Annotated in this window: 25 protein-coding genes, 1 other RNA gene and 1 riboswitch; of the genes, 15 read left to right on the plus strand and 11 right to left on the minus strand. The window is 65.6% G+C overall.

Translation table 11 applies throughout. The annotated features are described in order from the left end of the window. Positions 1 to 16: 16 nt before the first annotated feature. From ACIP9X_RS05370 to ACIP9X_RS05380, 3 genes are read right to left on the minus strand one after another with little or no spacing between them, the layout of a single operon-like run. A complete protein-coding gene (locus tag ACIP9X_RS05370; protein WP_400478698.1) occupies positions 17 to 445 on the minus strand; it encodes an HIT family protein in 429 nt (142 codons plus the stop codon). After that, on the minus strand, positions 442 to 1,614 hold the full coding sequence (locus ACIP9X_RS05375; protein WP_400478699.1) for an NAD(P)-dependent alcohol dehydrogenase: 1,173 nt from the start codon (positions 1,612 to 1,614) through the stop codon (positions 442 to 444). Before ACIP9X_RS05375 ends, ACIP9X_RS05370 begins: the two co-directional genes overlap by 4 nt. A gap of 48 nt (positions 1,615 to 1,662) precedes the next feature. Beyond that, the gene (locus ACIP9X_RS05380) at positions 1,663 to 2,517 is read right to left on the minus strand and encodes a sulfurtransferase (RefSeq protein ID WP_400478700.1); all 855 of its coding nucleotides are present in this window, start codon (positions 2,515 to 2,517) and stop codon (positions 1,663 to 1,665) included. Between the two features lie 97 nt (positions 2,518 to 2,614). Here ACIP9X_RS05380 and ACIP9X_RS05385 point away from each other — a divergent pair, with 97 nt between their 5' ends. Further along, positions 2,615 to 3,697 (plus strand): PLP-dependent cysteine synthase family protein, encoded by a 1,083-nt coding sequence (locus tag ACIP9X_RS05385; protein ID WP_400478701.1) that lies wholly within the window; start codon positions 2,615 to 2,617, stop codon positions 3,695 to 3,697. A gap of 1 nt (position 3,698) precedes the next feature. On the opposite strand, the gene ACIP9X_RS05390 is transcribed toward ACIP9X_RS05385, so the two are convergent. After that, positions 3,699 to 4,355: an MBL fold metallo-hydrolase gene (locus tag ACIP9X_RS05390; protein ID WP_400478702.1), complete on the minus strand. Its 657-nt coding sequence runs from the start codon at positions 4,353 to 4,355 to the stop codon at positions 3,699 to 3,701. A gap of 107 nt (positions 4,356 to 4,462) precedes the next feature. Here ACIP9X_RS05390 and ACIP9X_RS05395 point away from each other — a divergent pair, with 107 nt between their 5' ends. Then, the gene (locus ACIP9X_RS05395) at positions 4,463 to 4,930 is read left to right on the plus strand and encodes a Fur family transcriptional regulator (protein WP_400478703.1); all 468 of its coding nucleotides are present in this window, start codon (positions 4,463 to 4,465) and stop codon (positions 4,928 to 4,930) included. 52 nt (positions 4,931 to 4,982) lie between these two features. Here the strand turns inward: ACIP9X_RS05395 and ACIP9X_RS05400 are convergent, their stop codons facing one another. Together ACIP9X_RS05400 and ACIP9X_RS05405 are read right to left on the minus strand one after the other, a co-directional pair. After that, entirely contained in the window at positions 4,983 to 6,053 is a 1,071-nt protein-coding gene (locus ACIP9X_RS05400; RefSeq protein ID WP_400478704.1) for a hemolysin family protein, read from the minus strand. After that, positions 6,046 to 7,611: a hemolysin family protein gene (locus tag ACIP9X_RS05405; protein ID WP_400478705.1), complete on the minus strand. Its 1,566-nt coding sequence runs from the start codon at positions 7,609 to 7,611 to the stop codon at positions 6,046 to 6,048. The genes ACIP9X_RS05400 and ACIP9X_RS05405 overlap by 8 nt, the downstream gene beginning before the upstream one ends. Positions 7,612 to 8,179: 568 nt before the next feature. On the opposite strand from ACIP9X_RS05405, the gene ACIP9X_RS05410 reads away from it, so the two are divergent. The 3 genes from ACIP9X_RS05410 to ACIP9X_RS05420 all read left to right on the plus strand — a co-directional run bounded on the left by ACIP9X_RS05410 (position 8,180) and on the right by ACIP9X_RS05420 (position 12,946). Beyond that, on the plus strand, positions 8,180 to 11,995 hold the full coding sequence (locus ACIP9X_RS05410) for a multifunctional oxoglutarate decarboxylase/oxoglutarate dehydrogenase thiamine pyrophosphate-binding subunit/dihydrolipoyllysine-residue succinyltransferase subunit (protein WP_400478706.1): 3,816 nt from the start codon (positions 8,180 to 8,182) through the stop codon (positions 11,993 to 11,995). Between the two features lie 182 nt (positions 11,996 to 12,177). Then, positions 12,178 to 12,777 carry a GDSL-type esterase/lipase family protein gene (locus ACIP9X_RS05415; RefSeq protein ID WP_400478707.1) on the plus strand — a complete coding sequence of 200 codons (600 nt, stop codon included), beginning with the start codon at positions 12,178 to 12,180 and terminating at the stop codon, positions 12,775 to 12,777. 94 nt (positions 12,778 to 12,871) lie between these two features. Next, positions 12,872 to 12,946, plus strand: coding sequence for a 50S ribosomal protein bL37 (locus tag ACIP9X_RS05420; RefSeq protein WP_369299106.1), 75 nt, complete (start codon positions 12,872 to 12,874; stop codon positions 12,944 to 12,946). A 79-nt stretch (positions 12,947 to 13,025) separates the two neighbouring features. Here the strand turns inward: ACIP9X_RS05420 and rsrA are convergent, their stop codons facing one another. Together rsrA and ACIP9X_RS05430 are read right to left on the minus strand one after the other, a co-directional pair. Continuing rightward, a complete protein-coding gene (gene rsrA / locus ACIP9X_RS05425; RefSeq protein ID WP_400478708.1) occupies positions 13,026 to 13,286 on the minus strand; it encodes a mycothiol system anti-sigma-R factor in 261 nt (86 codons plus the stop codon). After that, positions 13,283 to 14,191, minus strand: a complete 909-nt coding sequence (locus ACIP9X_RS05430; RefSeq protein WP_400478709.1) for a sigma-70 family RNA polymerase sigma factor — start codon at positions 14,189 to 14,191, stop codon at positions 13,283 to 13,285. Before ACIP9X_RS05430 ends, rsrA begins: the two co-directional genes overlap by 4 nt. Before the next feature lie 304 nt (positions 14,192 to 14,495). Here ACIP9X_RS05430 and ACIP9X_RS05435 point away from each other — a divergent pair, with 304 nt between their 5' ends. The 10 genes from ACIP9X_RS05435 to ACIP9X_RS05480 all read left to right on the plus strand — a co-directional run bounded on the left by ACIP9X_RS05435 (position 14,496) and on the right by ACIP9X_RS05480 (position 23,054). Continuing rightward, positions 14,496 to 15,044 carry a DoxX family protein gene (locus ACIP9X_RS05435; RefSeq protein ID WP_400478710.1) on the plus strand — a complete coding sequence of 183 codons (549 nt, stop codon included), beginning with the start codon at positions 14,496 to 14,498 and terminating at the stop codon, positions 15,042 to 15,044. A gap of 6 nt (positions 15,045 to 15,050) precedes the next feature. Then, positions 15,051 to 16,475: a 3-phosphoshikimate 1-carboxyvinyltransferase gene (gene aroA, locus ACIP9X_RS05440; RefSeq protein WP_400478711.1), complete on the plus strand. Its 1,425-nt coding sequence runs from the start codon at positions 15,051 to 15,053 to the stop codon at positions 16,473 to 16,475. After that, positions 16,459 to 17,574 (plus strand): ribosome small subunit-dependent GTPase A, encoded by a 1,116-nt coding sequence (locus tag ACIP9X_RS05445; protein WP_400478712.1) that lies wholly within the window; start codon positions 16,459 to 16,461, stop codon positions 17,572 to 17,574. Before aroA ends, ACIP9X_RS05445 begins: the two co-directional genes overlap by 17 nt. Positions 17,575 to 17,640: 66 nt before the next feature. Continuing rightward, entirely contained in the window at positions 17,641 to 18,453 is an 813-nt protein-coding gene (gene hisN, locus ACIP9X_RS05450; RefSeq protein WP_400478713.1) for a histidinol-phosphatase, read from the plus strand. 169 nt (positions 18,454 to 18,622) lie between these two features. Next, positions 18,623 to 18,736: riboswitch (SAM riboswitch) on the plus strand. Between the two features lie 35 nt (positions 18,737 to 18,771). Next, a complete protein-coding gene (locus ACIP9X_RS05455) occupies positions 18,772 to 20,175 on the plus strand; it encodes an aminotransferase class V-fold PLP-dependent enzyme (RefSeq protein ID WP_400478714.1) in 1,404 nt (467 codons plus the stop codon). A gap of 129 nt (positions 20,176 to 20,304) precedes the next feature. After that, positions 20,305 to 21,063 carry a class I SAM-dependent methyltransferase gene (locus ACIP9X_RS05460; protein WP_400478715.1) on the plus strand — a complete coding sequence of 253 codons (759 nt, stop codon included), beginning with the start codon at positions 20,305 to 20,307 and terminating at the stop codon, positions 21,061 to 21,063. A 31-nt stretch (positions 21,064 to 21,094) separates the two neighbouring features. After that, positions 21,095 to 21,811 (plus strand): metal-dependent transcriptional regulator, encoded by a 717-nt coding sequence (locus tag ACIP9X_RS05465; RefSeq protein ID WP_400478716.1) that lies wholly within the window; start codon positions 21,095 to 21,097, stop codon positions 21,809 to 21,811. A 10-nt stretch (positions 21,812 to 21,821) separates the two neighbouring features. Continuing rightward, positions 21,822 to 22,268, plus strand: a complete 447-nt coding sequence (locus ACIP9X_RS05470; RefSeq protein ID WP_400478717.1) for a fluoride efflux transporter FluC — start codon at positions 21,822 to 21,824, stop codon at positions 22,266 to 22,268. Between the two features lie 5 nt (positions 22,269 to 22,273). Then, complete coding sequence (locus ACIP9X_RS05475; RefSeq protein WP_400479045.1) at positions 22,274 to 22,642, plus strand: fluoride efflux transporter FluC; 369 nt, start codon at positions 22,274 to 22,276, stop codon at positions 22,640 to 22,642. Positions 22,643 to 22,691: 49 nt separating this feature from the next. Next, a complete protein-coding gene (locus ACIP9X_RS05480) occupies positions 22,692 to 23,054 on the plus strand; it encodes a hypothetical protein (RefSeq protein WP_400478718.1) in 363 nt (120 codons plus the stop codon). Positions 23,055 to 23,426: 372 nt separating this feature from the next. On the opposite strand, the gene ACIP9X_RS05485 is transcribed toward ACIP9X_RS05480, so the two are convergent. From ACIP9X_RS05485 to smpB, 3 genes are all read right to left on the minus strand, one after another. Continuing rightward, on the minus strand, positions 23,427 to 24,410 hold the full coding sequence (locus tag ACIP9X_RS05485) for a S1C family serine protease (protein ID WP_400478719.1): 984 nt from the start codon (positions 24,408 to 24,410) through the stop codon (positions 23,427 to 23,429). Positions 24,411 to 24,619: 209 nt separating this feature from the next. Then, positions 24,620 to 24,988, minus strand: a transfer-messenger RNA (tmRNA) gene (gene ssrA / locus ACIP9X_RS05490). Between the two features lie 79 nt (positions 24,989 to 25,067). Further along, complete coding sequence (gene smpB / locus ACIP9X_RS05495) at positions 25,068 to 25,538, minus strand: SsrA-binding protein SmpB (protein ID WP_400478720.1); 471 nt, start codon at positions 25,536 to 25,538, stop codon at positions 25,068 to 25,070. Positions 25,539 to 25,655: the final 117 nt, after the last annotated feature.

Below are 25,655 nucleotides of genomic sequence, written 5' to 3' on the forward strand. Positions count from 1 at the left end.
TTTCCGTTTGTGCCGATTATGCCTCCGGCACGAACTCACCGTAGCCTGCATCGCGGAGCCCGGCGCGGAGCTTTTCCGCGTTCGCATCGAGTCTGGCCGGATCCGGGTTGTGGTCAGCGGTGGAAAAATCGAACTCCGCCATGCTGTTGGACGGCCACACGTGCACGTGCATGTGGTTGATTTCGTAGCCGGCCACGATGAGGCCCGCGCGCGCAGCTCCGAACGTGTCCACCTGCACTGCCCCGATGCGGCGGGCCACCTCCATGACCTTGGCCAGCGTCTCCGGCGAGGCGTCCGTCCAGCGGTCCACTTCCTCGGTGGGAACGACGAGCGTGTGCCCGTCGGCCAGCGGTCCCATGGTCAGGAACGCCGAGACGTCGGGTTCCCGCCAGACAAACCGGCCGGGTATCTCGCCGTTGAGAATCTTGGTGAACAGCGTGCTCATGCGTCAGCCCTTTCCGACGGTGCCTGCAGTGTGGTGGTATCCAGGACAAAACGGTACTTCACGTCGCCCGCGACCATCCGGTCATAGGCCTCGTCGAGCTGCTCGGCCCCGACCAGTTCGATGTCGGAGACCACCCCGTGCTCGGCGCAGAAATCGAGCATCTCCTGGGTTTCCGCGATGCCGCCGATCAGGGAACCGGCGTAGGAGATCCGCCGTCGGATCAATGACCCGGGGTTGACGGGCGGCATGGCCTCGGAGGGCAGGCCCAACTGGAACAGCGCCCCGTCACGGCGCAGGGTCCGGAAGTACGGGTTGAGGTCGTGGGGCGCCGCCACCGTATCGATGATGACGTCGATGCTGCGGTTCGCGGCGGCCATCGCCTCCTCGTCGCGGGAGAGTACGACGGCGTCAGCGCCAAGTTCCAGTGCCGCTGACACCTTCGATTCCGAGGTTGTGAAGACCTTGACCTTCGCGCCCATCGCCTTGGCCAGCTTGACGGCCATGTGGCCCAGGCCGCCGAGCCCAACCACGCCAACCACATCCCCTTCTTCAACGCCGAAGTGGCGGAGCGGGGAAAAGGTGGTGATGCCCGCACACAGCAGCGGCGCCGCCGCAGCCGGATCGAGGGTTTCGGGCACGTGCAGGACGTAGCGGCGGTCCACCACAACAGACGATGCATAACCGCCCTGGGTAATGGCATCGCCGTTCCTGCGGTCCTTGGCGCCGTAGGTCCCTGTCATGCCCTGCTCGCAGTACTGCTCGAACCCGGCCAGGCAGCTCTCGCATTCCCGGCAGGAGTCGACGATGCAGCCGACGCCCACGAGGTCACCGGGGGCGAAGTCATCCACGTCCGCACCGACACGGCTGACGCGGCCCACGATTTCGTGTCCGGGGACCAGCGGATAGTTCTGTGTGCCCCATTCCCCACGCGTGGCGTGCACGTCCGAGTGGCACAGGCCGCAAAATTCGACGGCGATTTCCACGTCATCCGCCTTCGGCGCGCGACGCGCAACGGTCAGCGGAACCAGCCCGCTGGTGCTGGACACGGCTCCGCGGGCGGCAGCGAGCAGTTCCTGTCCGGCCTGCTCCGGCGCCAAGTCCTGCCCTGCGTCGTCGGCTGGCGGAATACGGAGGGCAAGGGGCGGCGGTACGGGTCGTCCAGGAGTCATACTCCGACGCTACCTGCCGCAGCCGGAACTGTGCCACCCGGACGCCTCTTACGTGGCTTCGGCTCCATCCGGTGCGGGGCCGGTCACGACGGGCCGCGACGGGTCATTTGACCACTCTGAGAAGGACCCGGGAAAAAGGGCCGCGGGGATTCCCGCTATTTCAAGTGCCGCGATCTGGTGGGCGGCTGTGACACCTGAACCGCAGTAGACCGCCGTCGGGGTTTCTCTATCTGCTCCCAGGCGTGCGAAGCGGCGCCGCAGCTCCTGCGCGGGCAAAAAACACCCGTCGCCGTCGAGATTTTCTGTGGTGGGGGCGCTGACGGCACCGGGGATGTGACCGGCCCGGGGGTCCACCGGTTCCACCTCCCCCCGGTACCGTTCGCCGGCGCGGGCGTCGAGGAGCACGCCATGTTCTGCCCATACCGCCGCCTGCGCCGCAGTGATGGTACTCATGCCGTTGCCCGTGAGCAGCACATCTCCGGGGGCCGCTTCCTCCGCGCCTCCCTGCAGCGGCAACCCGGCCCGCCGCCAGGCGGCCAGGCCGCCGTCGAGCAAGCAGACGTTGCCGAAGCCGGCGTTACGGAGCATCCACCAGGCACGGGCGGCCGATGTGTTTCCGGCGTCGTCGTAGGCAACCACCGTGTCACCATTACAGATCCCCCAGCGACGCGCGGCGGCCTGGAACCTGGACAGCGCCGGCAAGGGGTGCCGGCCACGGGCGTGTTCCGCCGGATCCGCCAGCTCAGTGGGCAGGTCAACATACAGTGCGCCTGGAATATGCGCATCAAGGTAGTGCAGCCGGCCGTCGGGGTCGCCCAGCGCCCAGCGGACGTCCAGCAGCACAGTTCGCTGGCCGGACTCCATCCGGGCGTTCAGCGCGGGCACGTCCATGAGCGGATCCACTCGGTCTCCTTTGGCTGGGCTGCAGCCGGTCCGTGGCGCCGGCCGTCAGCACCAACTCTATCCATGCGCCGGATCCGTCCGCGGGTAGGCTGAACCGGTGAGCAAAGCAGGCAGCAGTGACCGGGCGTGGGCCGATGAAGCCATCCGCAAAATCGACGCGGAGAACAACAGGTCGGCGGACACCCATTTGTATTCGGTGCCGCTGCCGGAGCACTGGGGCGTCCAGCTGTACCTCAAGGACGAGTCCACCCACCGCTCCGGAAGCCTGAAGCACCGCCTGGCCCGCTCGCTGTTCCTGTTTGGGCTGGTCAACGGCTGGATCAGGGAAGGCACCACGATTGTGGAGGCCTCGAGCGGCAGCACCGCAGTTTCTGAAGCCTACTTTGCCCAGCTGCTGGGTCTTCCCTTTGTCGCGGTCATGGCCCGCACCACGAGCCCCGAAAAAATCGCGCTGATAGAGCAGTTCGGCGGCGCCTGCCTGCTGGTGGACCACGCATCCGAGGTCTATGCGGCAGCAGCGGAGGTGGCTGCGACCAGCAACGGCCACTACATGGACCAGTTCACCTATGCCGAGCGGGCAACGGACTGGCGGGGCAACAACAACATCGCCGAATCCATCTTCGGGCAGCTTGCTGTGGAGGAACACCCGGTCCCCCGGTGGATTGTGGTGGGAGCGGGAACGGGCGGAACCAGCGCCACGATCGGACGGTACCTCCGCTACCGCCGCCATGATACGCAACTGACCGTCGTGGACCCCGAAAACTCGGCCTTCTATCCGGGCTGGCAGAGCGGTGCGGCCAGCTTCAGCACCGGCCGGCCTTCCCGGATCGAGGGGATCGGACGGCCCCGCATGGAGCCCAGCTTCGTGCCGTCCGTGATCGACCGCATGATCCAGGTGCCGGACGCGGCGTCCGTTGCCGCCATGCGGCACCTGCACACTCTGGCGGGCCTGCACGCCGGCCCTTCCACCGGCACCAATCTGTGGGGAGTCTGGCAGTTAGTGGCGGAGATGATCGCCCAGGGCCAGCGGGGCAGCGTCGTTTCACTGATGTGCGACGGCGGCGACCGGTACGCGGGCAGCTATTACAGTCCGGAGTGGCTGGCAGCGCAGGGGCTGGATCCCCGCCCGCACGAGGACACCATCAGGGCCTTTTTCGATTCGGGCGACTGGAAACCGTAGCTCACAGCTCCACGGACTCCCGTGCGGACAGGTGCGCGTACTCCGTCCCGTACTTGGCGCCGAGCCGCTTGACGTGGCCTTCCACCAGGTCGAGGCCGGTGCCGTTGAGCAGCGCGTCATGGATGGGGAACGCCCGGGGCGCTCGCACTCCAATGACGAAATCCACCACTTCACTGACCTTGTTCCACGGCGCGTGGACGGGCACCAGCAGGGTTTGCACGCTGATGCCGTCCGGAATGACGAACGAGTCGCCGGGGTGGTAAACGTTGCCGTCCACCAGGTAGCCGATGTTGGCAACCAGAGGGATCTGCGGGTGGATCAGGGCGTGCTGCCCGCCGAAGCTCCTCACATCAAACCCGGCAGCTTCGAACGACTTTCCCGGCTCCACGGTGTGGATGCGGGACAAGGCATCGGCTGCTTCGATCCGCAGGGCGTCGGCCACTCCCAGCGGCGCGAAGAACTCCAGTTCTCGGTTTTCCGTCAGAGCAGACTTCACGGCCGCCACGTCGATGTGGTCCTTGTGTTCGTGAGTAACCAGGACTGCCCGCGCCCCGTCCAAAGCCTCGGCCGTTTCGGAGAACGTTCCGGGATCAATCACCAGGACGCCGCCGTTCTTTTCGAGGCGGACGCAGGCGTGCGTGTATTTAGTCAGCTTCATCCGGCCAGCCTAGGCAAGGCGCCAATCAGTGTCCACGGCAATGGCCACGGACGGTCGGCTGGTAATCTTGGACACTGCAAGTACCCCTAAGCGAAGCGAGTCCATTCATGCCACACGGCGCCAGCGCTGACGGCAGGCCGCTGACCCCTCTGGTTGCGGCCGGCGGGAAAGAGCAACGGGTCACGAAGCAGCGGCTTGCGGTGAGCGCCGCCCTGGATGAGCTTCATGACTTCGTCAGCACGCAGGAACTGTACCGGATCCTGCAGAACCAGGGAGTCTCCGTTTCCCTGGCCACGGCCTACCGTATTCTGCAGTCCCTTGCCGACGAGGGCCTCGTGGATGTGCTGCGCAACGGCGACGGCGAGGCGGTCTATCGCCGCTGCGCCGTCACCGGCCATCACCACCACCTCCTCTGCCGCAGCTGCGGCAAAGCCGTGGAAGTTGAAGCCCCGGCCGTGGAAACCTGGGCCGCGCGGACTGCCCAGGAGCACGGTTTCACTGAGGTGGCACACACGGTCGAGATTTATGGGCTGTGCCCTGCCTGTGCAGCCCGGAAGGCCGGCGCCGGGAAGTAGGCCGCCGGGAGTCTTGCTTCCCCCAGCGCCTTGCTACTCCCCGGCGCCTTTGCTACTCCCCGTTTTGCGCACCCAGCCGGCGGATACCTTTGGCCTGGGTTGCGTCCCGGATTTCACCGACGAGCTGCTCGATCACATCTTCCAGGAACAGCACGCCGTCAGTCTGGCCGTCCGATCCAATGACCCGCGCCAGGTGCGAGCCGGTGCGCTGCATGACGGACATGGCGTTTTCTATCTCAGCGTTCCGCGGCAGATTGGCCAGCGACCTGATCCGGCTTTCGGCAATGGGATGCCCGTAACCTGACTCCGGAATCGAGAGCACATCCTTGATGTGCAGGTAGCCGGCCAGCATGCCGTCATCGTCCACCATCGGGAACCGGGAGAAACCGGTACGGCTTACCGCCTTTTCAAACTCCAGCGGTGTCGCGGAGGTTTTGAGCAAGACCAGGCGCTCCAGAGGAACCATGACGTCCGCGGCGGTGTACTCCGAGAACTCGAGCGCACCGGTGATAAGGCCGGCGTCATCGTCCACGAGCCCGTGCCGGGTGGACTCCTGCACGATGGACTGCACTTCCTCGAGGGTGAAGGAGGAGTTCACCTCGTCCTTCGGCTCAATCCGCATCAGCTTGAGGATGTGGTTCGCGGACCAGTTCAGCGTAACGATCACCGGATTCACAATGCGCGCCACGAACATGAGTGGCGGCGCCAGAACCAGGGCCGCCTTGTCAGCGACGGAAACCGAGATGTTCTTCGGCACCATCTCCCCGAAGGTCACGTGCAGGAACGTCACTGCCATCAGCGCGATGCCGAAAGCTCCGACGTCGGCAATCTCCTTGGGCACGCCGAGTGCTTCCAGCGGAACGGCAAGCAGGTGGTGGATCGCCGGCTCGGCCACGAGCAGGATCAGCAGCGAGCAGACCGTGATGCCCAGCTGGGCACATGCCAGCATCAGCGAGACGTTTTCCATGGCCCGGAGCGTGGTCTGGGCACGGCCGGAGCCTGCCTCAGCCAAGGGTTCGATCTGGCTGCGCCGCGCCGACATCACGGCAAACTCGGCCGCCACGAAAAAGGCGTTGCCCAGCAGCAGCAGCACCAGCCAAACAAGTCCGGCCCAGTCACTCATGCGGCACCGCCTTCCGGGAGCCTGCAGCTTCCGGCCCCGCAGAGCCGGCTCCCGGGTTTGCCGGGGCTGCGTTCCGCTGCTTCATGCTGTTTCCCGGCTTTCCGTTTCCGGACACACTGTTCCTCGACACACTGCTCCTGGACCCGCCATTCTTGATCGCGCCGTTCCCGGACGCCGCGTTGGCGGGCTTCCCGTTCCCGGTCTTATCGCTTCGGGTCCTGGCGCTTCCTGTTCCGGTGAGAGCGGAGGCATGGTCCGCTCCCGCGGGGTACGGCTTGTAGCAGATCCTGTCGACCCGGCGCCCGTCCATCCGGGTGACGCTCAGCGTCCCCCCGCCAACGTCCACCGTGTCTCCCACAGCGGGGATGCGTCCCAGCTCGCTCATGACGTAGCCGCCCACCGTTTCGTAGGCCGCCTCATCGGGCACAGCCAGCCCGGGAATCTGTTCTGAGAGTTCATCGGGCCGCAGCAGGCCAGGGAAGTACCAGTCGCCGGAGGCGCTTTGCAGCAGGCCCGGCCGCACCCTGTCGTGCTCGTCGGCCACTTCTCCGACGATCTCCTCAACGAGGTCCTCCAGGGTGGCGATGCCGGCAGTTCCGCCGTACTCGTCAAGCACTACTGCCAGCTGCAGGTTGCCTTCCCTGAGCTCTGCCAGCAGGGCGTCGAGGTGGATGGTTTCCGGGACACGGAGAACATCGGTCATGATGGCCCCCGCCTCCAGGTTGCGGCGCCGCTCCCCTGGCACGGCAATCGCCTTCTTGACATGGACCAGGCCGCGGATGTCATCGGCAGAGTCGCCGATCACGGGAAAGCGCGAATATCCGGTGCGCCGGGCGGCGTCGAGAATGTCCGAAACGGGCTGGTCGGCGTCAATGGTCTCGACGCGGATGCGCGGTGTCATGACATCGGCCGCGGTCCGCCCCGAGAAGTTCAACGTCCGCGAGATGAAGTTTGCCGTGCCGGGATCAAGCGTTCCCATGGCGGCGGAGCGGCGTACCAGGGACGCCAGCTCCGCCGGGGTCCGCGCTCCGGAAATCTCCTCCTTGGCTTCGAGGCCGAAGACGTTGAGCACCTTGTTCGAGAAGCCGTTGAGGAGGATGATGGCGGGCTTGAAGATCGCCGTGAACATCAGCTGCGGACGCGCCAGCGCCCGCCCAATGCGGAAGGACAGCGCGATCGCCATGTTTTTCGGGACCAGTTCGCCGAGCAGCATGGACAGCAGCGTGGCCAGCACCATGGCGAGAATGAGCGACACAGACTTCGCAACGGCCTCGGGAACCCCGACTGCGGTCAGCGGCGCATGGATCAGCGCACCGACCGATGGCTCCATCACGTAGCCGGTCAGCAGGGTTGTCATCGTGATGCCCAGCTGGCAGCTGGACAGTTGCGTGGACAGCGACTTCAGGCATTTGAGCAGCGGAACCGCAGCCGTGTCGCCGTCGTCCACTGCGCGCTGCACTGTGGGTTGGTCAAGGGCAATCAGTGAAAACTCGACAGCTACGAAGAATCCGGTGCCGAGAATGAGCAGCAAACCTGCTCCGACAAGAAGCCATTCCATTCAGCAACCTGCCCTGAGCTGCAGGACGCAGCGGATGCGGGTGACTCTGCTTGCTCGCGAGCGGCCAGGCGGAGGCTGGTCGGCAGCTGGCGGCGCTGCCTCACCGGAAGCCCCTGTCAAGGGAAGAGACGGACGTTGGGATCGTGCACGGGGTTTGCCGGCGCTGTGGTCGGGCTGTGCCGCGGTGCTGATTCTGCCCCGCTGACAGCCCCCAGGCCGGCACCTAGATTTACTGTCCATAAGAATTGCAGTTTACAGGAGTACCCCTGCAACCGGCGCAGGCCGGTACGCAGAGCCGGCAGGCGAGGCCCGGCAGGCAGCGCGTCCGGGCCGTTCCGGGGCACCCGGACAGGTCGGTTCCACTCGCTTCGAACCGGACTTTTAACCTGATTTTCGCCACAATCCGGTAGCTACATGATTTGGATCACCCTTATTGGCAGTTAACCCGTGAACGTCACTAGACTGGCAAAGGTCTGGGTTCATAGGACACAGAAACTGGTTCGATTGTTGTGCCGTGGCACCTTGGCGACCAGAGGGAAATCAAACTCATGGAAGAGGCGTATTTCAAGTGCCAGAGCAGCCTAGCCACCGTCTACCAGAGGAATTTGGCGGAAACGAGTGGCTCGTTGACGAACTGTACGAGCGTTACCAGCAGGACAAGAATACGGTTGATGCTAAATGGTGGCCCCTGTTTGAGTCTTTTGACAGCGGCAACGGCCCATCTTCCAACGGTGCCCCGAGCACGGCGACCACGCAGGCTCATCCGCCTACGCGGGAAATGCCTGTCGTAGCACCCCCGGCTCCTGCCAAAGCCCCTGCTTCCGCAGCCCAGGCCCCGGCAGCCCCGCAGGCACCGTCGCCTGCCCAGGCTGCTCCCGCCGCACCGGCGAAGAAGGCACCTGCAACTGTGGCCCGCGACGGGGCCAAAAAGACCGAGGCGGGCACCGGCGCCCAGCCCATTCCGGCGCAGCTCCCCAAGAATGTCAAGGCGCCCACCGCGCCCGAGGAGGACGTCGTCTCCGTCCTCCGCGGTCCGGCCAAAGCCATCGCGACCAACATGGTCACCAGCCTTGAGGTCCCCACGGCCACGTCCGTCCGTGCGATTCCGGCCAAACTGCTGATCGACAACCGCGTCGTCATCAACTCCAACCTGGCCCGCGCACGCGGCGGCAAGGTCTCCTTCACGCACCTCATCGGTTACGCGGTCATCCGGGCGCTTTCCCAGTTCCCGTCGATGAACGTCTACTACGACGAGGTGGACGGCAAGCCGGTCGCCGTCCAGCCCGCCCACGTGAACTTCGGCATCGCCATCGACATGCCCAAGCCGGACGGCACCCGCCTGCTCATGGTGCCGAACATCAAGAAGGCCGAGACCCTCAACTTCTCCGAGTTCTGGCACACATACGAGGACCTGATCAAGCGCGCCCGAAACGGCAAGCTGACAGCCGAGGACCACCAGGGCACCACCGTGTCCCTGACCAACCCCGGCGGCATCGGCACTGTTCATTCCGTTCCCCGTCTCTCCAAGGGCCAGGCCGCCATCATCGGCGTCGGTGCTCTGGACTACCCGGCCGAGTTCCAGGGTGCCAGCGAGAAGATCATCGCCCACAACGCCATCAGCAAGGTCCTCACCCTCACCTCCACCTACGACCACCGGGTCATCCAGGGTGCGGGCAGCGGCGAGTTCCTCAAGCTGGTCCACTCTCTCCTGCTCGGCGCCCAGAACTTCTACGACGAGATCTTCGAATCCCTGCGCATCCCTTACGAACCGGTGCGCTGGAGCGCGGACCTGCAGGTGGATCCGTCGGACCAGATCAACAAGGTCGCCCGGATCCAGCAGCTGATCCACTCCTACCGCGTCCGCGGCCACCTCATGGCGGACACCGACCCGCTGGAGTACGTGCAGCGCAAGCACCCGGACCTTGACGTCCTGACCTACGGCCTGACGCTGTGGGACCTGGACCGTGAGTGGCCCACCGGCGGCTTCGGCGGCAAGCCCCAGTTGGCATTCCGCGACATCCTCGGTGTACTCCGCGACGCGTACTGCCGCACCACGGGCATCGAGTACATGCACATTCAGGAGCCGGCAGAGCGCAAGTGGTTCCAGGACCAGCTCGAGCACCCGTACTCCAAGCCGAGCCGCGAAGAGCAGCTGCGCATCGTCTCCAAGCTCAACGCCGCAGAGGCGTTCGAGACCTTCCTGCAGACCAAGTTCGTCGGCCAGAAGCGCTTCTCGCTTGAAGGCGGCGAATCCCTGATTCCGCTGCTGGACTCGATCATTTCCGATGCAGCCGACGACGGCCTGGACGAGGTCGCCATCGGCATGGCCCACCGCGGCCGCCTCAACGTGCTCACCAACATCGCCGGCAAAACCTACGCCCAGGTCTTCCGCGAGTTCGAAGGCACCCAGGACCCCCGCTCCGTGCAGGGCTCGGGCGACGTCAAGTACCACCTGGGCACCGAGGGCACGTTCACCTCGGACAACGGCAACGAGACCAAGGTCTACCTCGCGGCCAACCCCTCGCACCTCGAGGCTGTGGACTCGGTGCTGGAAGGCATCGTCCGCGCCAAGCAGGACCGCTTGGACCAGGGTGAGGCATTCCCCGTGCTGCCGATCATGGTGCACGGTGACGCAGCCTTCGCCGGGCAGGGCGTTGTGGCTGAAACCCTCAACCTCTCCCAGCTCCGCGGTTACCGCACCGGAGGCACCGTCCACGTCGTGGTGAACAACCAGGTTGGCTTCACCACCGCACCGTCCTCGTCACGGTCCAGCACCTACTCGACCGACGTTGCGAAGATGATCCAGGCGCCCGTGTTCCACGTGAACGGCGATGACCCCGAGGCAGTGGTCCGCGTTGGCCAGCTCGCCTACGAGTTCCGCCAGAAGTTCCACAAGGACGTCGTCATCGACATGGTCTGCTACCGGCGCCGCGGCCACAACGAGGGCGACGACCCCTCGATGACCCAGCCGCTCATGTACAACCTCATCGAGGCGAAGCGCTCGGTCCGCAAGCTCTACACCGAGTCCCTGATCGGCCGCGGTGACATCACCGAGGAAGAAGCAGAGCAGCTGCTCCGCGACTACCAGGAGCGCCTCGAGCGTGTCTTCGCTGAGACGCACGCGGCGCAGACCTCCCCGATCCCGATCATCACCGCTGACTCCTCGGCAGTGTCGGACATCGAACGGCCGCAGGCCCAGCAGTCTGACTTCGGCACCAACGCCCCCGTGTCCACGGCGATCTCGGCAGACACCCTCGCCCGCATCGGCAAGGCCCACTTGGAAATCCCGGATGGCTTCACGGTCCACGCCAAGCTCAAGCAACTGCTCGAGAAGCGTGAGCAGATGTCCCGCGAAGGCGGCATCGACTGGGGCTTCGGCGAGATCGCGGCCTTCGGCTCGCTCATCATGGAAGGCGTACCTGTGCGCCTTGCCGGCCAGGACTCGCGCCGCGGTACGTTCGTGCAGCGCCACGCCGTGTTCCACGACCGCGCCAACGGCCACGAGTGGCTGCCGCTGGGCAACCTCTCCGACAACCAGGCGAAGCTGTGGATCTACGACTCCCTGCTGTCTGAATACGCCGCCATGGGCTTCGAGTATGGCTACTCCGTGGAGCGTCCCGATGCGCTGGTGCTGTGGGAAGCCCAGTTCGGTGACTTCGTCAACGGTGCGCAGACCATCATCGATGAGTTCATCTCCTCCGCCGAGCAGAAGTGGGGCCAGCGCTCGTCGCTGGTGCTGATGCTGCCGCACGGCTACGAAGGCCAGGGCCCGGACCACTCGTCCGCACGCATCGAGCGGTTCCTGCAGATGTGCGCCGAGGAGAACATGATCGTGGCCAACCCCACGACGGCTGCTTCGCACTTCCACCTGCTGCGCCGCCAGGCCTACAGCCGGCCGCGCAAGCCGCTCATCATCTTCACCCCGAAGCAGCTGCTGCGCCTCAAGGCTGCCGCGTCTGCCGTGGAGGACTTCACGACGGGCGGCTTCCGCCCCGTGATCGGTGAGCATGAGCAGCTGCAGGCGGACGCCGTCGAACGCGTCCTGCTCGTCTCCGGTCGTCTGTACTACGACCTGCTGTCCACACGGCAGAAGACAGGCGACAAGACGACGGCGATCATCCGCGTCGAGCAGCTTTACCCGCTGCCGGCCGAGGAGATCGCAGCGGAGCTGGCGAAGTACCCGAACGCCGAAGTGGTCTGGGCGCAGGACGAACCGGCGAACCAGGGCCCTTGGCCGTACATGGGCCTGAACCTTCCGCAGGAGCTGGACCGCAAGGTCCGGCTCGTGTCGCGGCCGGCTTCGGCCTCCACGGCGGCAGGCTCCATGAAGCGCCACGCTGCCGAGCAGGACACGCTCCTGAAGCAGGCATTCGCGCGCAAGTAGCAGTGCAGCTGCCCGGCCGGACGGTGACATACCGTTTCGCCGGGCAGTTCTGTTTAATCGGCATGAGTTAATGGACAGAGCCAGGGACGCCCTGGCCGCCGGAGCAGGCGCCTGTGGAGAGAAACCTCTGCAGGGCGCTCCGGCAGCCAGGGCACGTCGTCAACATAAGTGAAGAGGTAGTAGTGGAAGACAGGAAGCTGCGCATCGCAGCTGTTGGAGATGAACTGCTGGCCGGTCTCGGAGATCCCCGGGCGCTGGGATGGCTGGGACGCGTCCTGGCCCGCACACCGCAGGACGGCATGACAGTTGAGAGCTACGCACTTCCCTGTCCCCAGGAAGGCACCGAGGGCCTTGCCGCACGCTGGCTGGAAGAAGCCGGCCGCCGCTTCAGCGACCATCATGAAAACCGGCTGGTCATCGGGCTCTCGGGCCGGGACGTCGAATTCGGCCTCTCGACCGCCCGCAGCAGGCTGAACCTGGCCAACATCCTTGACTCCGCCACCCAGAAGAGGCTCGAGGTGTTTGTGGTGGGACCCCCTCCGACGCTTGATCCCTCCCAGAACCGCCGGCTGGGCGAACTGAACACCGCCTTCGCCGACGTCACCACCCGCCGCAAGCACTTCTACGTGGACACCTTCTCCCCCCTGCTCAACCACGAGCAGTGGCGCCAGGATCTGGCGGCCAACGGCGGCACGCCGGGCCAGGCCGGATATGGTCTGATGGCGTGGCTGGTGCTGCACCGCGGCTGGTTCCAGTGGCTGGGAATGGATGCCCCGGAATAAAGCACTGGTGCGCTCCCCCGGTTTCGCGGCGCGTCCCCTGATGTGGGAGACTTGAGGGCAGCTCTTTCGAGTACCGATATTAAGGAGGCCAGCTATGAGCAAGCGTGCACGTAAGCGTCGTGACCGTAAGCGTGGCGGCGCTAACCACGGGAAGCGCCCCAACACCTAAGCCACGGCTTGAACCGAAGCTTAAACGAAGTGCCCCCGCGACCATTCGGTCTCGGGGGCACTTCGCTTTGGAATGAGGATCAGGCGTCAACCGGCCGGATGTTGTGGATTCTGTCCAGGATCGCGTTCTTCAGGTTTTCCGGAGCTGCTTCGGTGCAGGAGCGCTTGACCATGTTGCGGATGACGCACTCAAGGTCGTACTGCTCCGTGCATTCCGGGCACTCGTCCAGATGATGCTTGATTTCCGCAATGTCACTGCGGGTCAACGCACCATCCAGATACTCGTAGATGCGTTGCATCCGGGCGTCGTCGCAATCGCCCAATCCCTGGCAGTCGCTCATTTCCTGTTCTCCTGTTTGTTGCTTTCTGCTGCCGCCTGGGGGTCGGCAGCTTTGAATCCCCGTTCGGCGGCGTAATCCGCCAGCATGTCCCGCAGCATCTTCCGGCCGCGGTGGAGCCGCGACATGACCGTGCCGATGGGGGTGTTCATGATGTCTGAAATTTCCTTGTAGGCGAAGCCCTCGACGTCTGCAAAGTAAACGGCCAGCCGGAACTCCTCCGGGATCTCCTGCAGCGCCCGCTTCACGTCGGAGTCGGGCAGGTGGTCGAGCGCCTCGACCTCGGCCGAACGAAGCCCGCTCGAAGTGTGCGACTCGGCCCTGGCCAGCTGCCAGTCCTCTATGGTGTCCGAATTGGACTGCAGCGGCTCGCGCTGCCGCTTCCGGTAGAGGTTGATGTACGTGTTCGTAAGGATGCGGTACAGCCAGGCCTTGAGGTTGGTCCCGGGCTTGTACTGGTGGAACGCCGAGAAAGCCTTGGTATAGGCCTCCTGAACGAGATCCTCCGCGTCCGACGGGTTGCGTGCCATGCGCATGGCCGCTGAATAGAGCTGGTCCACGTACTGCATGGCGTCGCGCTCGAACCGGGCCCGGCGTGCTTCCGGGCTTTCGGTGGCGACATCAATCTCCTCCGCCTGCTCCGCGGCCTGCGAGGTGCTGATGTCTTCGGTGCCGTCGCCGGCGTCCTGTTGCGTGGCCTCTAGGGCCGGATCCACGGTGCTCATTGTTTTCAAGTCTACTGTCACGAGGGGAACAGCCCCCGGCTTGGGAGTGGACTTTCCTGCAGCGGCAGCGGGGCCGGCACCAAAGCTAACGGGCGCTGATACCTCCGGCGGCACATCGAACTGCCCCAGGACCGCGATATCCATCGGGCCCTGCAGCTGCACAGCGTCTTTCACCAATGTCAAAGCTCCATCTCCACTTCGTTTTCCGGGCACCGCCCCGGCCGGGCTCTGCCCCCCGCCCTGGCGTTACCCGGGACGCGCCCAAGGCTGACCCCGGCTGGGCGCCCACAGCCCGCATCTGCGGGGCAGCGCTGCCCGATAGCCACCAGCCGTGCTTAAATCCCGGCGGCGGCCCGGGGACTGATGTCCACGGCTCTCCCGACCTGCACTGCACAACGACGTCCGGCGGGCAAATATTCCGCAAAAGTGCAAGACTAGAACCGACTCCGCCGCAGTCACCGCGGCTCGTCCATCCAGGAGGAAATTCATGTCCTTTGTCCGTTTTCTCGCCCGGCCGATGCTGGCTTCAAGTTTCGTCCTCGCGGGCGTGGACAAGCTCAGGAATAGTGACGACACTGCGGAACAGCTGTCGCCCCTCCTGCGCCGCGCCGCCGATGCTCTTCCCTTTCAGACCAATGAGAAGGTCCTGGCCCGGGTCATCGGCGGAACCCAGGTGGGCGCCGGTGTCCTTTTCGCTACCGGCAAGTTCGCCCGGCTGTCGGCCAGCCTCCTGGCCCTCATCTCAGCCCTGAATGCGTTCGTGGAGTACCGCAGCGCGGACATCAGCAGCAAGGAAGGCCGGGAAGCCCGCCGCAGCCAGCTGCTCAAGAACGTCACCCTGACCGGCGGCGTGCTGCTGGCCTCCGTCGACACGGCCGGCAAGCCGAGCCTGGCCTGGCGCGCCGAGCACCTGGCCGCGGACGCCCGGAAAACCGCGAGCCACCTGGCCGCCGACGCGCGGAAGACCACCGGGAAGAAGCTGCACAAGGCCGACAAGGCAGTCCGCAGGGCCGTCGACCATGCAGTGGGGGCATAAGCAGGAATGACCGGATCCATCACGGAATGCTCCGCCGACCACGCCGGGTCTGCTCCGCACTGGCCCGCGCCGTTCGCTGAGCAGCCCATCGACGCCACGGTACGCGTCCCGGGCTCAAAGTCACTGACCAACAGGTATCTCGTGCTGGCCGCCCTGGCTGACGGGCCATCCCGTCTGAGGGCACCGCTCCACTCGCGGGATTCGGCCCTGATGATCGGTGCACTGCGCCGGCTCGGCGCCGAAGTCCGCGAAGTACCCGGCGACGGAGCCTTCGGCCCCGACCTGGAAGTGACGCCGGTCCCGGCTGCCGCGGAAGCAGCGGACGCCGCCATCGACTGCGGCCTGGCGGGAACAGTCATGCGTTTTGTGCCGCCTCTGGCCGCGCTGCGCAAGGGCGTATCAGTGTTCGACGGCGATCCCCATGCCCGGGAGCGCCCGATGGGAACCATCATCGAGGCCCTGACAGGGCTCGGCGTCACCGTCCGCGGCGACAATGGCGAAGCCAACGCCCCCGGCGAGACACCGTCCTCCCTGCCGTTCCGCGTTGAGGGGACGGGGGAGGTCCGGGGCGGGCATCTGGTTATTGACGCGAGTGCATCATCGCAGTTTGTCTCGGCACTGCTGCTGGTGGGCGCACGCTTTACGGACGGGCTGCACCTGGAACACGCCGGCACCTCCGTGCCGAGCCTGGATCACATCAACATGACAGTGGCGGTTCTCCGCGGGGTCGGCGTGGACGTGGACGACTCCACCCCGAACCACTGGATCGTGAGTCCGGGACCCATCAGGGCCTTCGATGAACGGATCGAACAGGACCTCTCCAACGCGGGCCCCTTCCTCGCGGCCGCCCTGGCCTCGGGCGGGACAGTGCGCATCCCGGACTGGCCGGAACGCACCACCCAGGTGGGCGACCTCTGGCGGACTATCCTGCCGGACATGGGTGCCACGGTTACCCTCGACAGCGGCACGCTCACCGTCTCCGGCGGCCGGGAGATCCGGGGGGCGGACTTCGCTGAAACCAGCGAACTCGCACCGACAGTGGCAGCACTCTGTGCGCTTGCCAGCGGGCCGTCCCGGCTCAGCGGCATTGCCCATCTCCGCGGCCACGAGACCGACCGGCTCGCAGCGCTGGTCACCGAGATCAACCGGCTCGGCGGGGACGCCGAGGAGACCGACGACGGCCTGATCATCCGCCCCGCAAAGCTCCACGGCGGCGTGGTGCGCAGTTATGCGGACCACCGGATGGCCACCGCCGGGGCGATTCTCGGACTGGCAGTGCGGGGCGTCGAAGTGCAGGACATCGGCACCACGGCCAAGACCATGCCTGACTTCCCCCAGCTGTGGGCGGACATGCTCGCGCAGGGCAGCGCCGGAACGGGCAACGCCACTGACGGCAGTGGCACAGGGACCAGCGGTGGCACGGAAGACTGACTCCTGGGACGAATCGGACGTCCGGATCCGGCCGAACAAGAAGGGGTCGCGGCCGCGCACCAAGGACCGCCCCAGCCATGAGGATGCCGTCACCGGACGCATCATCACGGTTGACCGCGGGCGGTACACGGCCGTCGTCGGCGAGGACACCGGACATGAGCGGACGGTCATCGCGGCCCGCGCCCGGGAGCTCCGCCGCTCCCCCGTGGTTGCCGGCGACTTCGTGTCCCTTGTGGGCGACGTCTCGGGAGCCCCGGACACGCTGGCCCGACTGGTGAAGATCCAGGAACGGAAGACCCTGCTGCGCCGCAGCGCCGACGACACCGACCCCATCGAGCGGGCAGTCGTGGCCAATGCGGACCAGCTGGTGGTGGTTGTTGCGGCGGCGAATCCGGAGCCCCGCACCGGGTTCATCGACCGTGCGCTGGTGGCCGCATACGACGCCGGCATCGAGCCGCTGCTGCTCGTCACGAAGGCGGACGTCAAGGATCCCTCGGAGCTGCTGGACAACTACCGGCACCTCGATTTCCCCGTCATCATCAGCCGCACGGCTGACTCGGCGGCGTCGGGCATTGACGCCCGCTCCGACGACGGGCTGTCTGCCCGCCTCGACCTGGACGCGGTCTCACAGCTGCGCGTGCATCTGGACGGCAAGGTCACCGTCATGCTGGGCCACTCCGGGGTGGGCAAGTCGACCATGGTGAACGCACTGACAGGCGCCGAGCGGGCGACCGGCGGCGTCAACGCCGTCACCGGGCGCGGCCGGCACACGTCGTCGTCGGCCCTTGCGCTGAAACTGGCGGATGCGCCGTCCGGAAGCTGGATCATCGACACCCCCGGCATCCGGTCCTTCGGGCTGGCCCACGTGGATCCAGACCGGATCCTGCACTCCTTCCCCGACCTTGAGCCCGGCACCGAGACCTGTGAGCGGGGCTGCAAGCACGATGCCACTGCCGTGAATTGCGGCGTGGACGCCTGGGTCGAGGCCGGTCATGCCGGACCGTCCGGTCCCGCCCGGCTCGCCTCCCTGCGCCGGCTCCTGGGCACCGATCCGCGCGCGGAGGCACAGGAAACGAAGGAACTCGGCACCGTCGGCTGACCCGCTCCGGGCCTCCGGCATCCTGACATCCCCGCCCCCACGGTCCTTTGACGGTAGTTTGGAACCATGACCCAACCCGCTTCGACCTACAACGATGATCTGCGCCTGGCCCATGTCTTGGCGGATTCCGTGGATGACCAAACCATGAGCCGGTTCAAGGCCCTTGACCTTCAGATCGAAACCAAGCCGGATCTGACGCCGGTCACGGACGCCGACAAAGCAGCAGAGGAGTCGATCCGCGGCCAGCTGTCCAGGTCCCGGCCGCGCGACGCCGTGCTCGGCGAGGAGTTCGGCAGTTCGGGCCATGGCTCCCGGCGCTGGATCATCGACCCCATCGACGGGACCAAGAACTTCGTCCGCGGAGTGCCCGTCTGGGCCACCCTGATTGCCCTCGTTGATGAGGGCGAACCGGTGGTGGGTGTCGTGAGCGCGCCGGCACTTGGCAAGCGTTGGTGGGCAGCCAAGGGCGCGGGCGCGTACATGGGCCGTTCCCTGGCGGCCGCCACCCGGCTCAGGGTCTCAAACGTTTCAAAGCTCTCCGACGCATCGCTGTCCTACTCGAGCCTGGGCGGCTGGAAGGAGCGTGGAAACCTGGATGATTTCCTCGCGCTCACCGACGAGGTCTGGCGCACCCGTGCCTTCGGTGATTTCTGGTCCTATTGCATGGTGGCCGAAGGCTGCGTGGACATCGCATGCGAGCCCGAACTGAACCTGTACGACATGGCTGCGCTGGTGCCCATCGTCACCGAGGCCGGAGGCCGCTTCACCTCGCTGGAGGGAACGGACGGACCCTTTGGGGGCAACGCGCTTGCCACCAACTCGATTCTTCATTCCGAGGTCCTCAAGCGCCTCAACCCGCAGCTGGACGATCTGCTCTAGTTCGGCAATAGCCGTCTGACCGGAATATTACGACGGCGGGTGCCCCCTCAGGTGCGCACCCGCCGTCGTAAGTTCGGCAATCGGCGACAAACAAGAACTCCGTAACAAACCGCTTAACATTCGCGCCGGTCTTTTTCACCGGCCTGCAGGATGTTCTACGCTCTTTACAGGTCACGAGTGCCAGCGCAAAACCCCGGTTTGCTGGCCGGCAACCCTCCATTCGCGGTGGGGTGCCCCGGGTGACGACCAGGCCGATCCGGAACGGACACGGCAAGCGCGGATCCCCGTCACCAGGGGTCCCTTTCTCAGCGAGGTCCCATGACAATTGCAACCTTCCCTTCCACCGTCGCAGGCCTGATCGACGATCACTTCGCCGCTGCCGGACGGCCGCTGGCAGCAGTGACCGGTGCCGAGATCCAGGCCCCGCTCATACAGGGCGGCCACGTGCGCTACGCCAACCTCGACTACGGCGCCTCCGCCCCGGCGCTGTCCGTGGTCTCCGCCTACCTCAACGAGATCCTGCCGTTCTACGCCAGCGTGCACCGCGGCGCCGGATACGCCTCGCAGATCAGCACGTCCGTTTATGAAAACGCCCGGAACATCGTCCGCGAGTTCGTCGGCGGCCGCCCCGACGACTCCGTGATCTTCACGCGCAACACCACGGATTCCCTGAACCTGCTGGCCGGCTGCCTGCCCGTGGAAGACCACCACCACACCGGGGAAGTCCTGTATCTGGACATCGAACACCACGCCAACCTGCTGCCCTGGCAGGGTGTTCCGCACCGCAGCGTGGTGGCCTCAGACTCCCTGGAGGCCACAATTGAAAGCCTTCGGGCCGAACTGCAGCACGGCGACGTCAGCCTCCTCGCAGTGACCGGCGCCTCCAATGTCACCGGCGAGATCCTGCCGATCCGCCGCCTCGCGGCGCTGGCCCACGAATTCGGCGCCCGGATCGTGGTGGACGCGGCACAGCTCGCGCCGCACCGCCGCGTCGACATTGCCGCGGACGACGTCGACTACCTCGCCTTCTCCGGCCACAAGCTCTACGCGCCCTTCGGCGCCGGCGTTCTGGTCGGACGCCCTGACTGGCTCGACGCCGGAACGCCGCACCTTGCGGGCGGCGGCGCCGTCAGCGAAGCCCGGATTGATGGCGTCAGCTGGACCACCGGCCCCGCCCGCCACGAAGGCGGCTCACCCAACGTCCTGGGTGCAGCCACGCTCGCCCGCGCCACCCAGGTGATCGCTGCCCTTGACCAGGACAGCTGGCACGCCCATGAGGCCGCCATCCGTTCCTTCCTGGTGGTGGGCCTGCAGAAGATTGAAGGCGTCACGGTCCACCAGATCTTCTCCGACACCGACCCGGACGACACGATCGGGGTAGTCAACTTCTCCGTCGAGGGATACGACGCCGGACTTGTGGCCGCCTACCTCTCCGCCGAGCACGGTGTCGGGCTGCGCGACGGCCGCTTCTGCGCCCACCCGCTGCTGAAGCGCCTGGGCCTGCCCTCGGGTTCGCTGCGTGCCAGCTTTGGCGTCGGTTCGCGGCTGGAGGATGCAGAACGCCTCCTCGCCGGCATCGAGCAGCTGCGCCGCAGCGGCCTCGGCTGGGACTACGTGGTGGATGCCGGGCGCTGGGTTCCGGCCAACGACTCCCGGACCTACCCGCACTGGGCACCCAACACTCCCGGCACCGCCGGCGCGGCGCCCTGCAACCAGGACTGAACCGCAAAGTTCTGCGGCGCTGGAGTTCTGCGGCTCCGGGGTTCTGCGGCTCCGGAGTTCTGCGGCTCCGCCACGGATGCGGTAAATTCGAAGGGTAAAAATTTCGGCCCTGCCCTAAGGAGACTGCGCGTGGCACGGGGTGGCCCCAAACTCGACCACGGGCGCCGGCAGGAGCTGGGCCAAAGCTTCCAGGACGGCGGCGAGCACTACCACCGCGTCCGTCCCGGCTACCCTGCCGAGTCCGCCGACTGGCTTATCCCCGCCGGCGCCCGCACCGCCGCAGACATCGGGGCGGGAACGGGCAAGTACACCGCCCTCCTGGTGGAGCGCGGCCTGCGCGTCAGCGCGGTGGATCCGTCATCTGACATGCTTGAGCAGCTTCACAGCTCGTACCCAGCCGTGGACACGCTGGAGGGAACAGCAGAGGAAACGGGCCTTCCCGGCTCAGCCTTCGACGTCGTCACGGTGGCCCAGGCCTGGCACTGGTGCGACCCGCTGCTGGCCAGCACCGAGATCGCCCGGATCCTGCGGCCCGGCGGCGTTCTCGGCCTGGTCTGGAACCAGCTGGACACCTCAGCGCCTTGGGTCCATCGGCTCTCACGCATCATGCATGCCGGCGACGTCCACAAGCCGCACTTCCGCCCGCCGCTGGGTCCGGAATTCACCGGCCTGGAAAGCCATCTGACCCGGTGGGAGGATCCTGTCACCACGGCCGAGATCGTCGAGCTCGCCAAGTCGCGGAGCTACTATCTCAGAGCCAACGAGGCCACCCGCACCAGGGTCACCGCCAACCTTGACTGGTACCTGCATGAACATTTGGGCCACAGCGACGGCGAGCTGCTGCAGCTGCCGTACCTTACCCAGACATGGCGGGCCTTGAGGCCATGACGTCAACCGCGCACCGGGTAGGCTTGGATCCGTGAAGACCAGTACGCCATCCTCCTCCATCGAGGACTACGTCAAGGTCATCTACTCTTTTACGGAGTGGCAGGACAAGCCCATTACCTCCACCCAGCTCGCCCAGCGCCTTGGCGTGGCCAATTCCTCGGTTTCGGAGATGGTGCGCAAGCTCAAGGACCAGGGGCTGGTGCTGCACAAGCCGTACAGTGCCATCACGCTGACTCCTGAGGGCGTGCGTCTTGCGCTTTCCATGGTCCGGCGGCACCGCCTCATCGAAACCTACCTGGTCCAGGACCTCGGCTACAGCTGGGATGAGGTGCACGATGAGGCCGAACTCCTCGAGCATGCGGTCTCCGACACCTTCATCGAGCGGATGGCCGCCAAGCTGGGGAATCCTACCCGCGATCCTCACGGGGACCCGATTCCATCCGCCGACGGCACGGTCCAGGTGCCCCTTGCCCACCGCATGAGCGAGTTGGATGACGGCCACACGGGCAGGATCACCAGGATCAGCGACGAGAATCCCGATCTGCTGCGCTACCTTGCCTCCGAAGAGATTGACTTGGACTCCGACGTCGAAGTCGTGGGGCGCAAGCCCTTCGGGGGTGCGCTGATGGTGCGCATTGGCCCCACCGGGAACAGCCGCAGCTTTGACCTGGCCGACGAAGTCGCGTCCGCGCTGTGGGTCCACAGCGATGCGGCGCACCCGGGCTGCCTCATGGCCGACGCCGGATAATTCCGTCTGCATGAAAGCTCCGCAAACCAGCGCCACGGCGGTGAAAACAACCGGCAGCCGCAGCTGGAAGGCCTGGGCCGCCGTCGCTGCCGGAGGCCTTGTCGGCACCGAACTGCGGTACGGGCTCGGCGTCCTGTTTCCGGAGCAGGCAGGCAGCGTGCCCTGGACAACGCTCGCCATCAATGTGGCCGGAAGCTTCGTCCTTGGAATGCTAACAACCGTATGGATTGCCCGGCCGCACACCTCCTTCTGGCTGAGGGCCGGTATCGGTCCCGGCCTGCTCGGTTCCTTCACCACATTTTCCGCGCTGGTGGCCTCGGTTGACCAGCTGGCGCGCGGCGGATTCCACGCCGTGTGGATGTCCTACCTGGTCCTGTCAGTCCTGCTCGGGCTTGCTGCGGCTGCGTTGGGATGGAGAACGGGCAAGGCGATTGCCGGCGAGGGGGGCACGCCGTGACCTCTCTGACGGTTCCGCTGCTCGTGGGCCTGTTCGGCACTGCCGGTGCACTCCTGCGGTTTGCCGTGGACAGCTGGCTGGCCGGGCTGCCGTCGCCCCGCCGCCATTGGCCGTGGGCCACCTTGGTGGTCAATGTCGCTGGTTCCTTTGTCATCGGACTTTCCATCGGCCTGAGCAGCATGCTCGCTGCGGAATGGCATGCAGCGCTCGCTACCGGCCTGGCCGGCGGCCTTACAACCTTTAGTTCCTGGACCACTGCCACCGTGCGCCTCGTGAGCGAAGGCCGTTACGGCGCGGCGGCACTCAATGTCGGCGTCAACCTGCTGGCTGGCATCGGCGCCGCGGCGGCGGGGATCGCCGTGAGTGGCGGGTGAGCCGGCCAGCGGGCGCTCCCGCACGCCGTTTACCGTATGGTGGACTGTGATGATTAGCAGACGTGATGCGGCTATTGCCCTCGACATACCCTTGGAAATGGCCCAGCGTCACGGGATACCCAGCCGGATGACCGAAGCCGAACTGGGCGAGATCCTGGACAATCCCCCGCAGTGGCTGCTGCAGTCCCGGGCAAACCGTACCGGGAAGAGGCCGGTCTGGGTTCACCTGCGCTGTGAGGTCTGCGGATACACCGAAGCCGCCCGGCCTAAGAAGTGGTGGCCAGATTTCACCTACGTAAGCTGCAGTCACCACAGCCCGGCCGACGTTCCTCCGCCCGCTCCGGGGTTCGTCCGCAGCGAATTCGACGGCGTGGGCAGCCGTTTCGTCGGCATCTCCGACGTGCGGGGCTAAACTCCGCACCCTTTAGAACTCCCGAAGTGGCTGCGCCTTCCTCCGGGAAGCTGCGTGGGGACGGGCATTACATTCGGGGCTGAACAGGCGTAATTTTACCTACGAGGGGCACACTCCTGCCCCTCGTACAAGGGAGTGCGCCATGCCGGACAAATCACCACATACGCATCAGCAGAAAAAAGCGGGCAAGACCATCAAACAGAAACGCGCGGACAAAAAGGCCAAGGGACCCCTCGAGGGACCCGCGGACCCCGTGGCGCATCTGAAGAAGCGTCGGTAACCCTCAATTCGCGACCAGGAACGGAGCCGGAGTCCGACTCCGTTCCTGCTGCCTGAGCACGTCCTGTTGCCGGCTCCGCTCCTGGTGCAGGCCTACCCCATATCGTCCATTTCAGCGGGCACGGCTGTGAGCTCAAGTTCGTGGCCGTCGCGGAGGACCACGATGACCATGGGAACGCCGACGGCATCGGCAAAGAGGAGCTTCTGGAGGCTTTCAGCGTTGCTCACCGGACGGGAGCCTGCCCGCAGCAGGACATCATCCACCTTCACTCCTGCCGTCTCTGCCGGCGAACCCGCGAGGACTTCGACGACGCGCAGCCCCTCGCGCTGCCCGGTCCGGACCACGGCATTGGGGCCAAGCCTGATGGGTGTGCTGACCACGCCCAGATAGGCGCGGCGGACCCGTCCGTCGGACAAAAGCGCGGAGATGATCCGCCTCGTAGTCCTGTTGATTGGCACGGCCAGCCCCAGCCCAGCCCCGGCCACGGCAGTGTTGATTCCGACGATCCTGCTGCGCGCATCGGCCAGGGCACCGCCGGAGCTGCCGGCGTTCAGGGCCGCATCGGTCTGAATGACGTCCTCAATCACGCGGCGGTTCCGGCCTGCCCATACGGGAATGGCCCGGCCGAGGCCGCTGACCACACCCGCGGTTACCGAGCCATTGAGTCCGAGAGGATTGCCCACTGCGATGACCAACTGTCCCACGCGCAGTGATTCGGCGTCGCCGAACTCCGCGGGCGCCACGTGGGGTGCGCGGCCGCGGACTACCGCGAGGTCGGACAGGGGGTCCGCGCCCACCAGTTCCACATCTGTCCCGGAACCGTCAGCAAAGACCGCGCGGCCCTTCTGGGTCCCGGCAACCACATGGGCGTTCGTCAGCAGGTACCCGTCTTCAGTGAAGAGTACGGCCGAACCGGCCCCGATCCGGAACCGGCCGTTGCGCCGGTTGCCGGTCATTTCGATGGCTGCTACGTGCGGGGTCACGGTGCTGGCCACACGCATGACAGTTTCGGAATAGGCATCGAGGGCTTCGTCGCCCCGGTCAGGACCTGAGGACTGTGCCGGCGCCGTGGACATGACGCGCCTCCCTTGGCGGTTCGGGCTGGTGCAGGTTGCAGTGCTATATCAATCAACCCGCCCGGCTGCCAGGCTAGTCCCCGAAAGGCTACGCCGTGGGTGAACAGCTGAGCTACAGTCCCCCGCCGCCTCAATCAGGGACGGCGGATTGCCGGCTTAAGCAGCAGCAGCCCGGACCTAAGTCCGGGCTGCTGCTTCAGAATTTCAAAACGTGGAGATGGGGGGAATTGAACCCCCGTCCGATGTCGTGTTGTCAGGGCTTCTCCGGGCGCAGTTTGCGTCGGACTTTCTCGGCCCCAGCCGTCCTGCAAACAGGCGGCTGATCCGGGCCCAGTCATCTAAAAGTCCCGTTTACTCCGATGACGGGAGCAAACAGCAGTGGCTATCTAAATGACGCCAGGATCCGGGGCGATAGCAACCCCGGGCTGACGGACTGAACTACTGCTTAAGCAGCGAGTTCGAAGTCAGTGCGCTTAGATTCGGCACTTATTGGTTTGCAGAAAGCGTTTACGAGATAATTCTGCATCCTCGGCCCGCTTCACCTGTCGCGACTAACATCGTCGAAACCGATCATCCCCGTATTCTGTTACCAAACCGGCTGGAACGTGAACTCCTGCCGGACTACCAATCATAACGCATCATCGCCGCGAATAATTCCTACCGGCGGTTGCGTTCCCTCATGACGCGAAGGGCCTCACGCTTGTCCTGCTGTTCACGCAGGGTCTGGCGCTTGTCGTAGTCCTTTTTACCGCGGGCAATGCCGATCTCGACTTTGGCGCGGCCGTCCAGGAAGTACAGCTGCAGGGGCACCACCGTGAAGCCGGACTCCCTGATCTTGTGGGAAATCTTGATGAGCTCCTCGCGGTGCAGCAGCAGCTTGCGGCGCCGCCGTGCGGCATGGTTGGTCCAGCTTCCCTGGTTGTACTCAGGGATGTGGATGCCCTCCATCCACAGCTCATCGTTGTAGAAGGTGCAGAACCCATCCACCATGGAGGCATGGCCCTCGCGGAGGGATTTCACTTCGGTGCCCATCAGGGCTATCCCGGCTTCATAGGTGTCAAGGACATGGTAGTCATGCCGGGCCTTCCGGTTGGTGGCCACTACCTTACGGCCACTTTCTTTCGGCACGGTAGAACTCCTCAAATCTTGAAAATGTGCTGCCCGGGTGTCCCCTGAGCAAAGTCACTCCAGTCTACGACAGGCGGTCCACACCCAGGCTGCCCCAGCGTGGACTGCCCGGAACCT

It is taken from the genome of Arthrobacter sp. NPDC093125 (genome assembly GCF_044754225.1).
Taxonomy (GTDB): domain Bacteria; phylum Actinomycetota; class Actinomycetes; order Actinomycetales; family Micrococcaceae; genus Arthrobacter.

Excerpts from the sequence above, each read along its gene's own strand:
- ACIP9X_RS05370 (WP_400478698.1), bottom strand. The coding sequence starts at position 445 with ATGAGCACGCTGTTCACCAAGATTCTCAACGGCGAGATACCCGGCCGG.
- hisN (WP_400478713.1), top strand. The coding sequence starts at position 17,641 with ATGACCCAACCCGCTTCGACCTACAACGATGATCTGCGCCTGGCCCAT.
- ACIP9X_RS05455 (WP_400478714.1), top strand. The coding sequence starts at position 18,772 with ATGACAATTGCAACCTTCCCTTCCACCGTCGCAGGCCTGATCGACGAT.
- ACIP9X_RS05375 (WP_400478699.1), bottom strand. The coding sequence starts at position 1,614 with ATGACTCCTGGACGACCCGTACCGCCGCCCCTTGCCCTCCGTATTCCG.
- ACIP9X_RS05395 (WP_400478703.1), top strand. The coding sequence starts at position 4,463 with ATGCCACACGGCGCCAGCGCTGACGGCAGGCCGCTGACCCCTCTGGTT.
- ACIP9X_RS05470 (WP_400478717.1), top strand. The coding sequence starts at position 21,822 with ATGAAAGCTCCGCAAACCAGCGCCACGGCGGTGAAAACAACCGGCAGC.
- ACIP9X_RS05480 (WP_400478718.1), top strand. The coding sequence starts at position 22,692 with ATGATTAGCAGACGTGATGCGGCTATTGCCCTCGACATACCCTTGGAA.
- rsrA (WP_400478708.1), bottom strand. The coding sequence starts at position 13,286 with ATGAGCGACTGCCAGGGATTGGGCGATTGCGACGACGCCCGGATGCAA.
- aroA (WP_400478711.1), top strand. The coding sequence starts at position 15,051 with ATGACCGGATCCATCACGGAATGCTCCGCCGACCACGCCGGGTCTGCT.
- ACIP9X_RS05390 (WP_400478702.1), bottom strand. The coding sequence starts at position 4,355 with ATGAAGCTGACTAAATACACGCACGCCTGCGTCCGCCTCGAAAAGAAC.
- ACIP9X_RS05405 (WP_400478705.1), bottom strand. The coding sequence starts at position 7,611 with ATGGAATGGCTTCTTGTCGGAGCAGGTTTGCTGCTCATTCTCGGCACC.
- ACIP9X_RS05400 (WP_400478704.1), bottom strand. The coding sequence starts at position 6,053 with ATGAGTGACTGGGCCGGACTTGTTTGGCTGGTGCTGCTGCTGCTGGGC.
- ACIP9X_RS05485 (WP_400478719.1), bottom strand. The coding sequence starts at position 24,410 with ATGTCCACGGCGCCGGCACAGTCCTCAGGTCCTGACCGGGGCGACGAA.
- ACIP9X_RS05435 (WP_400478710.1), top strand. The coding sequence starts at position 14,496 with ATGTCCTTTGTCCGTTTTCTCGCCCGGCCGATGCTGGCTTCAAGTTTC.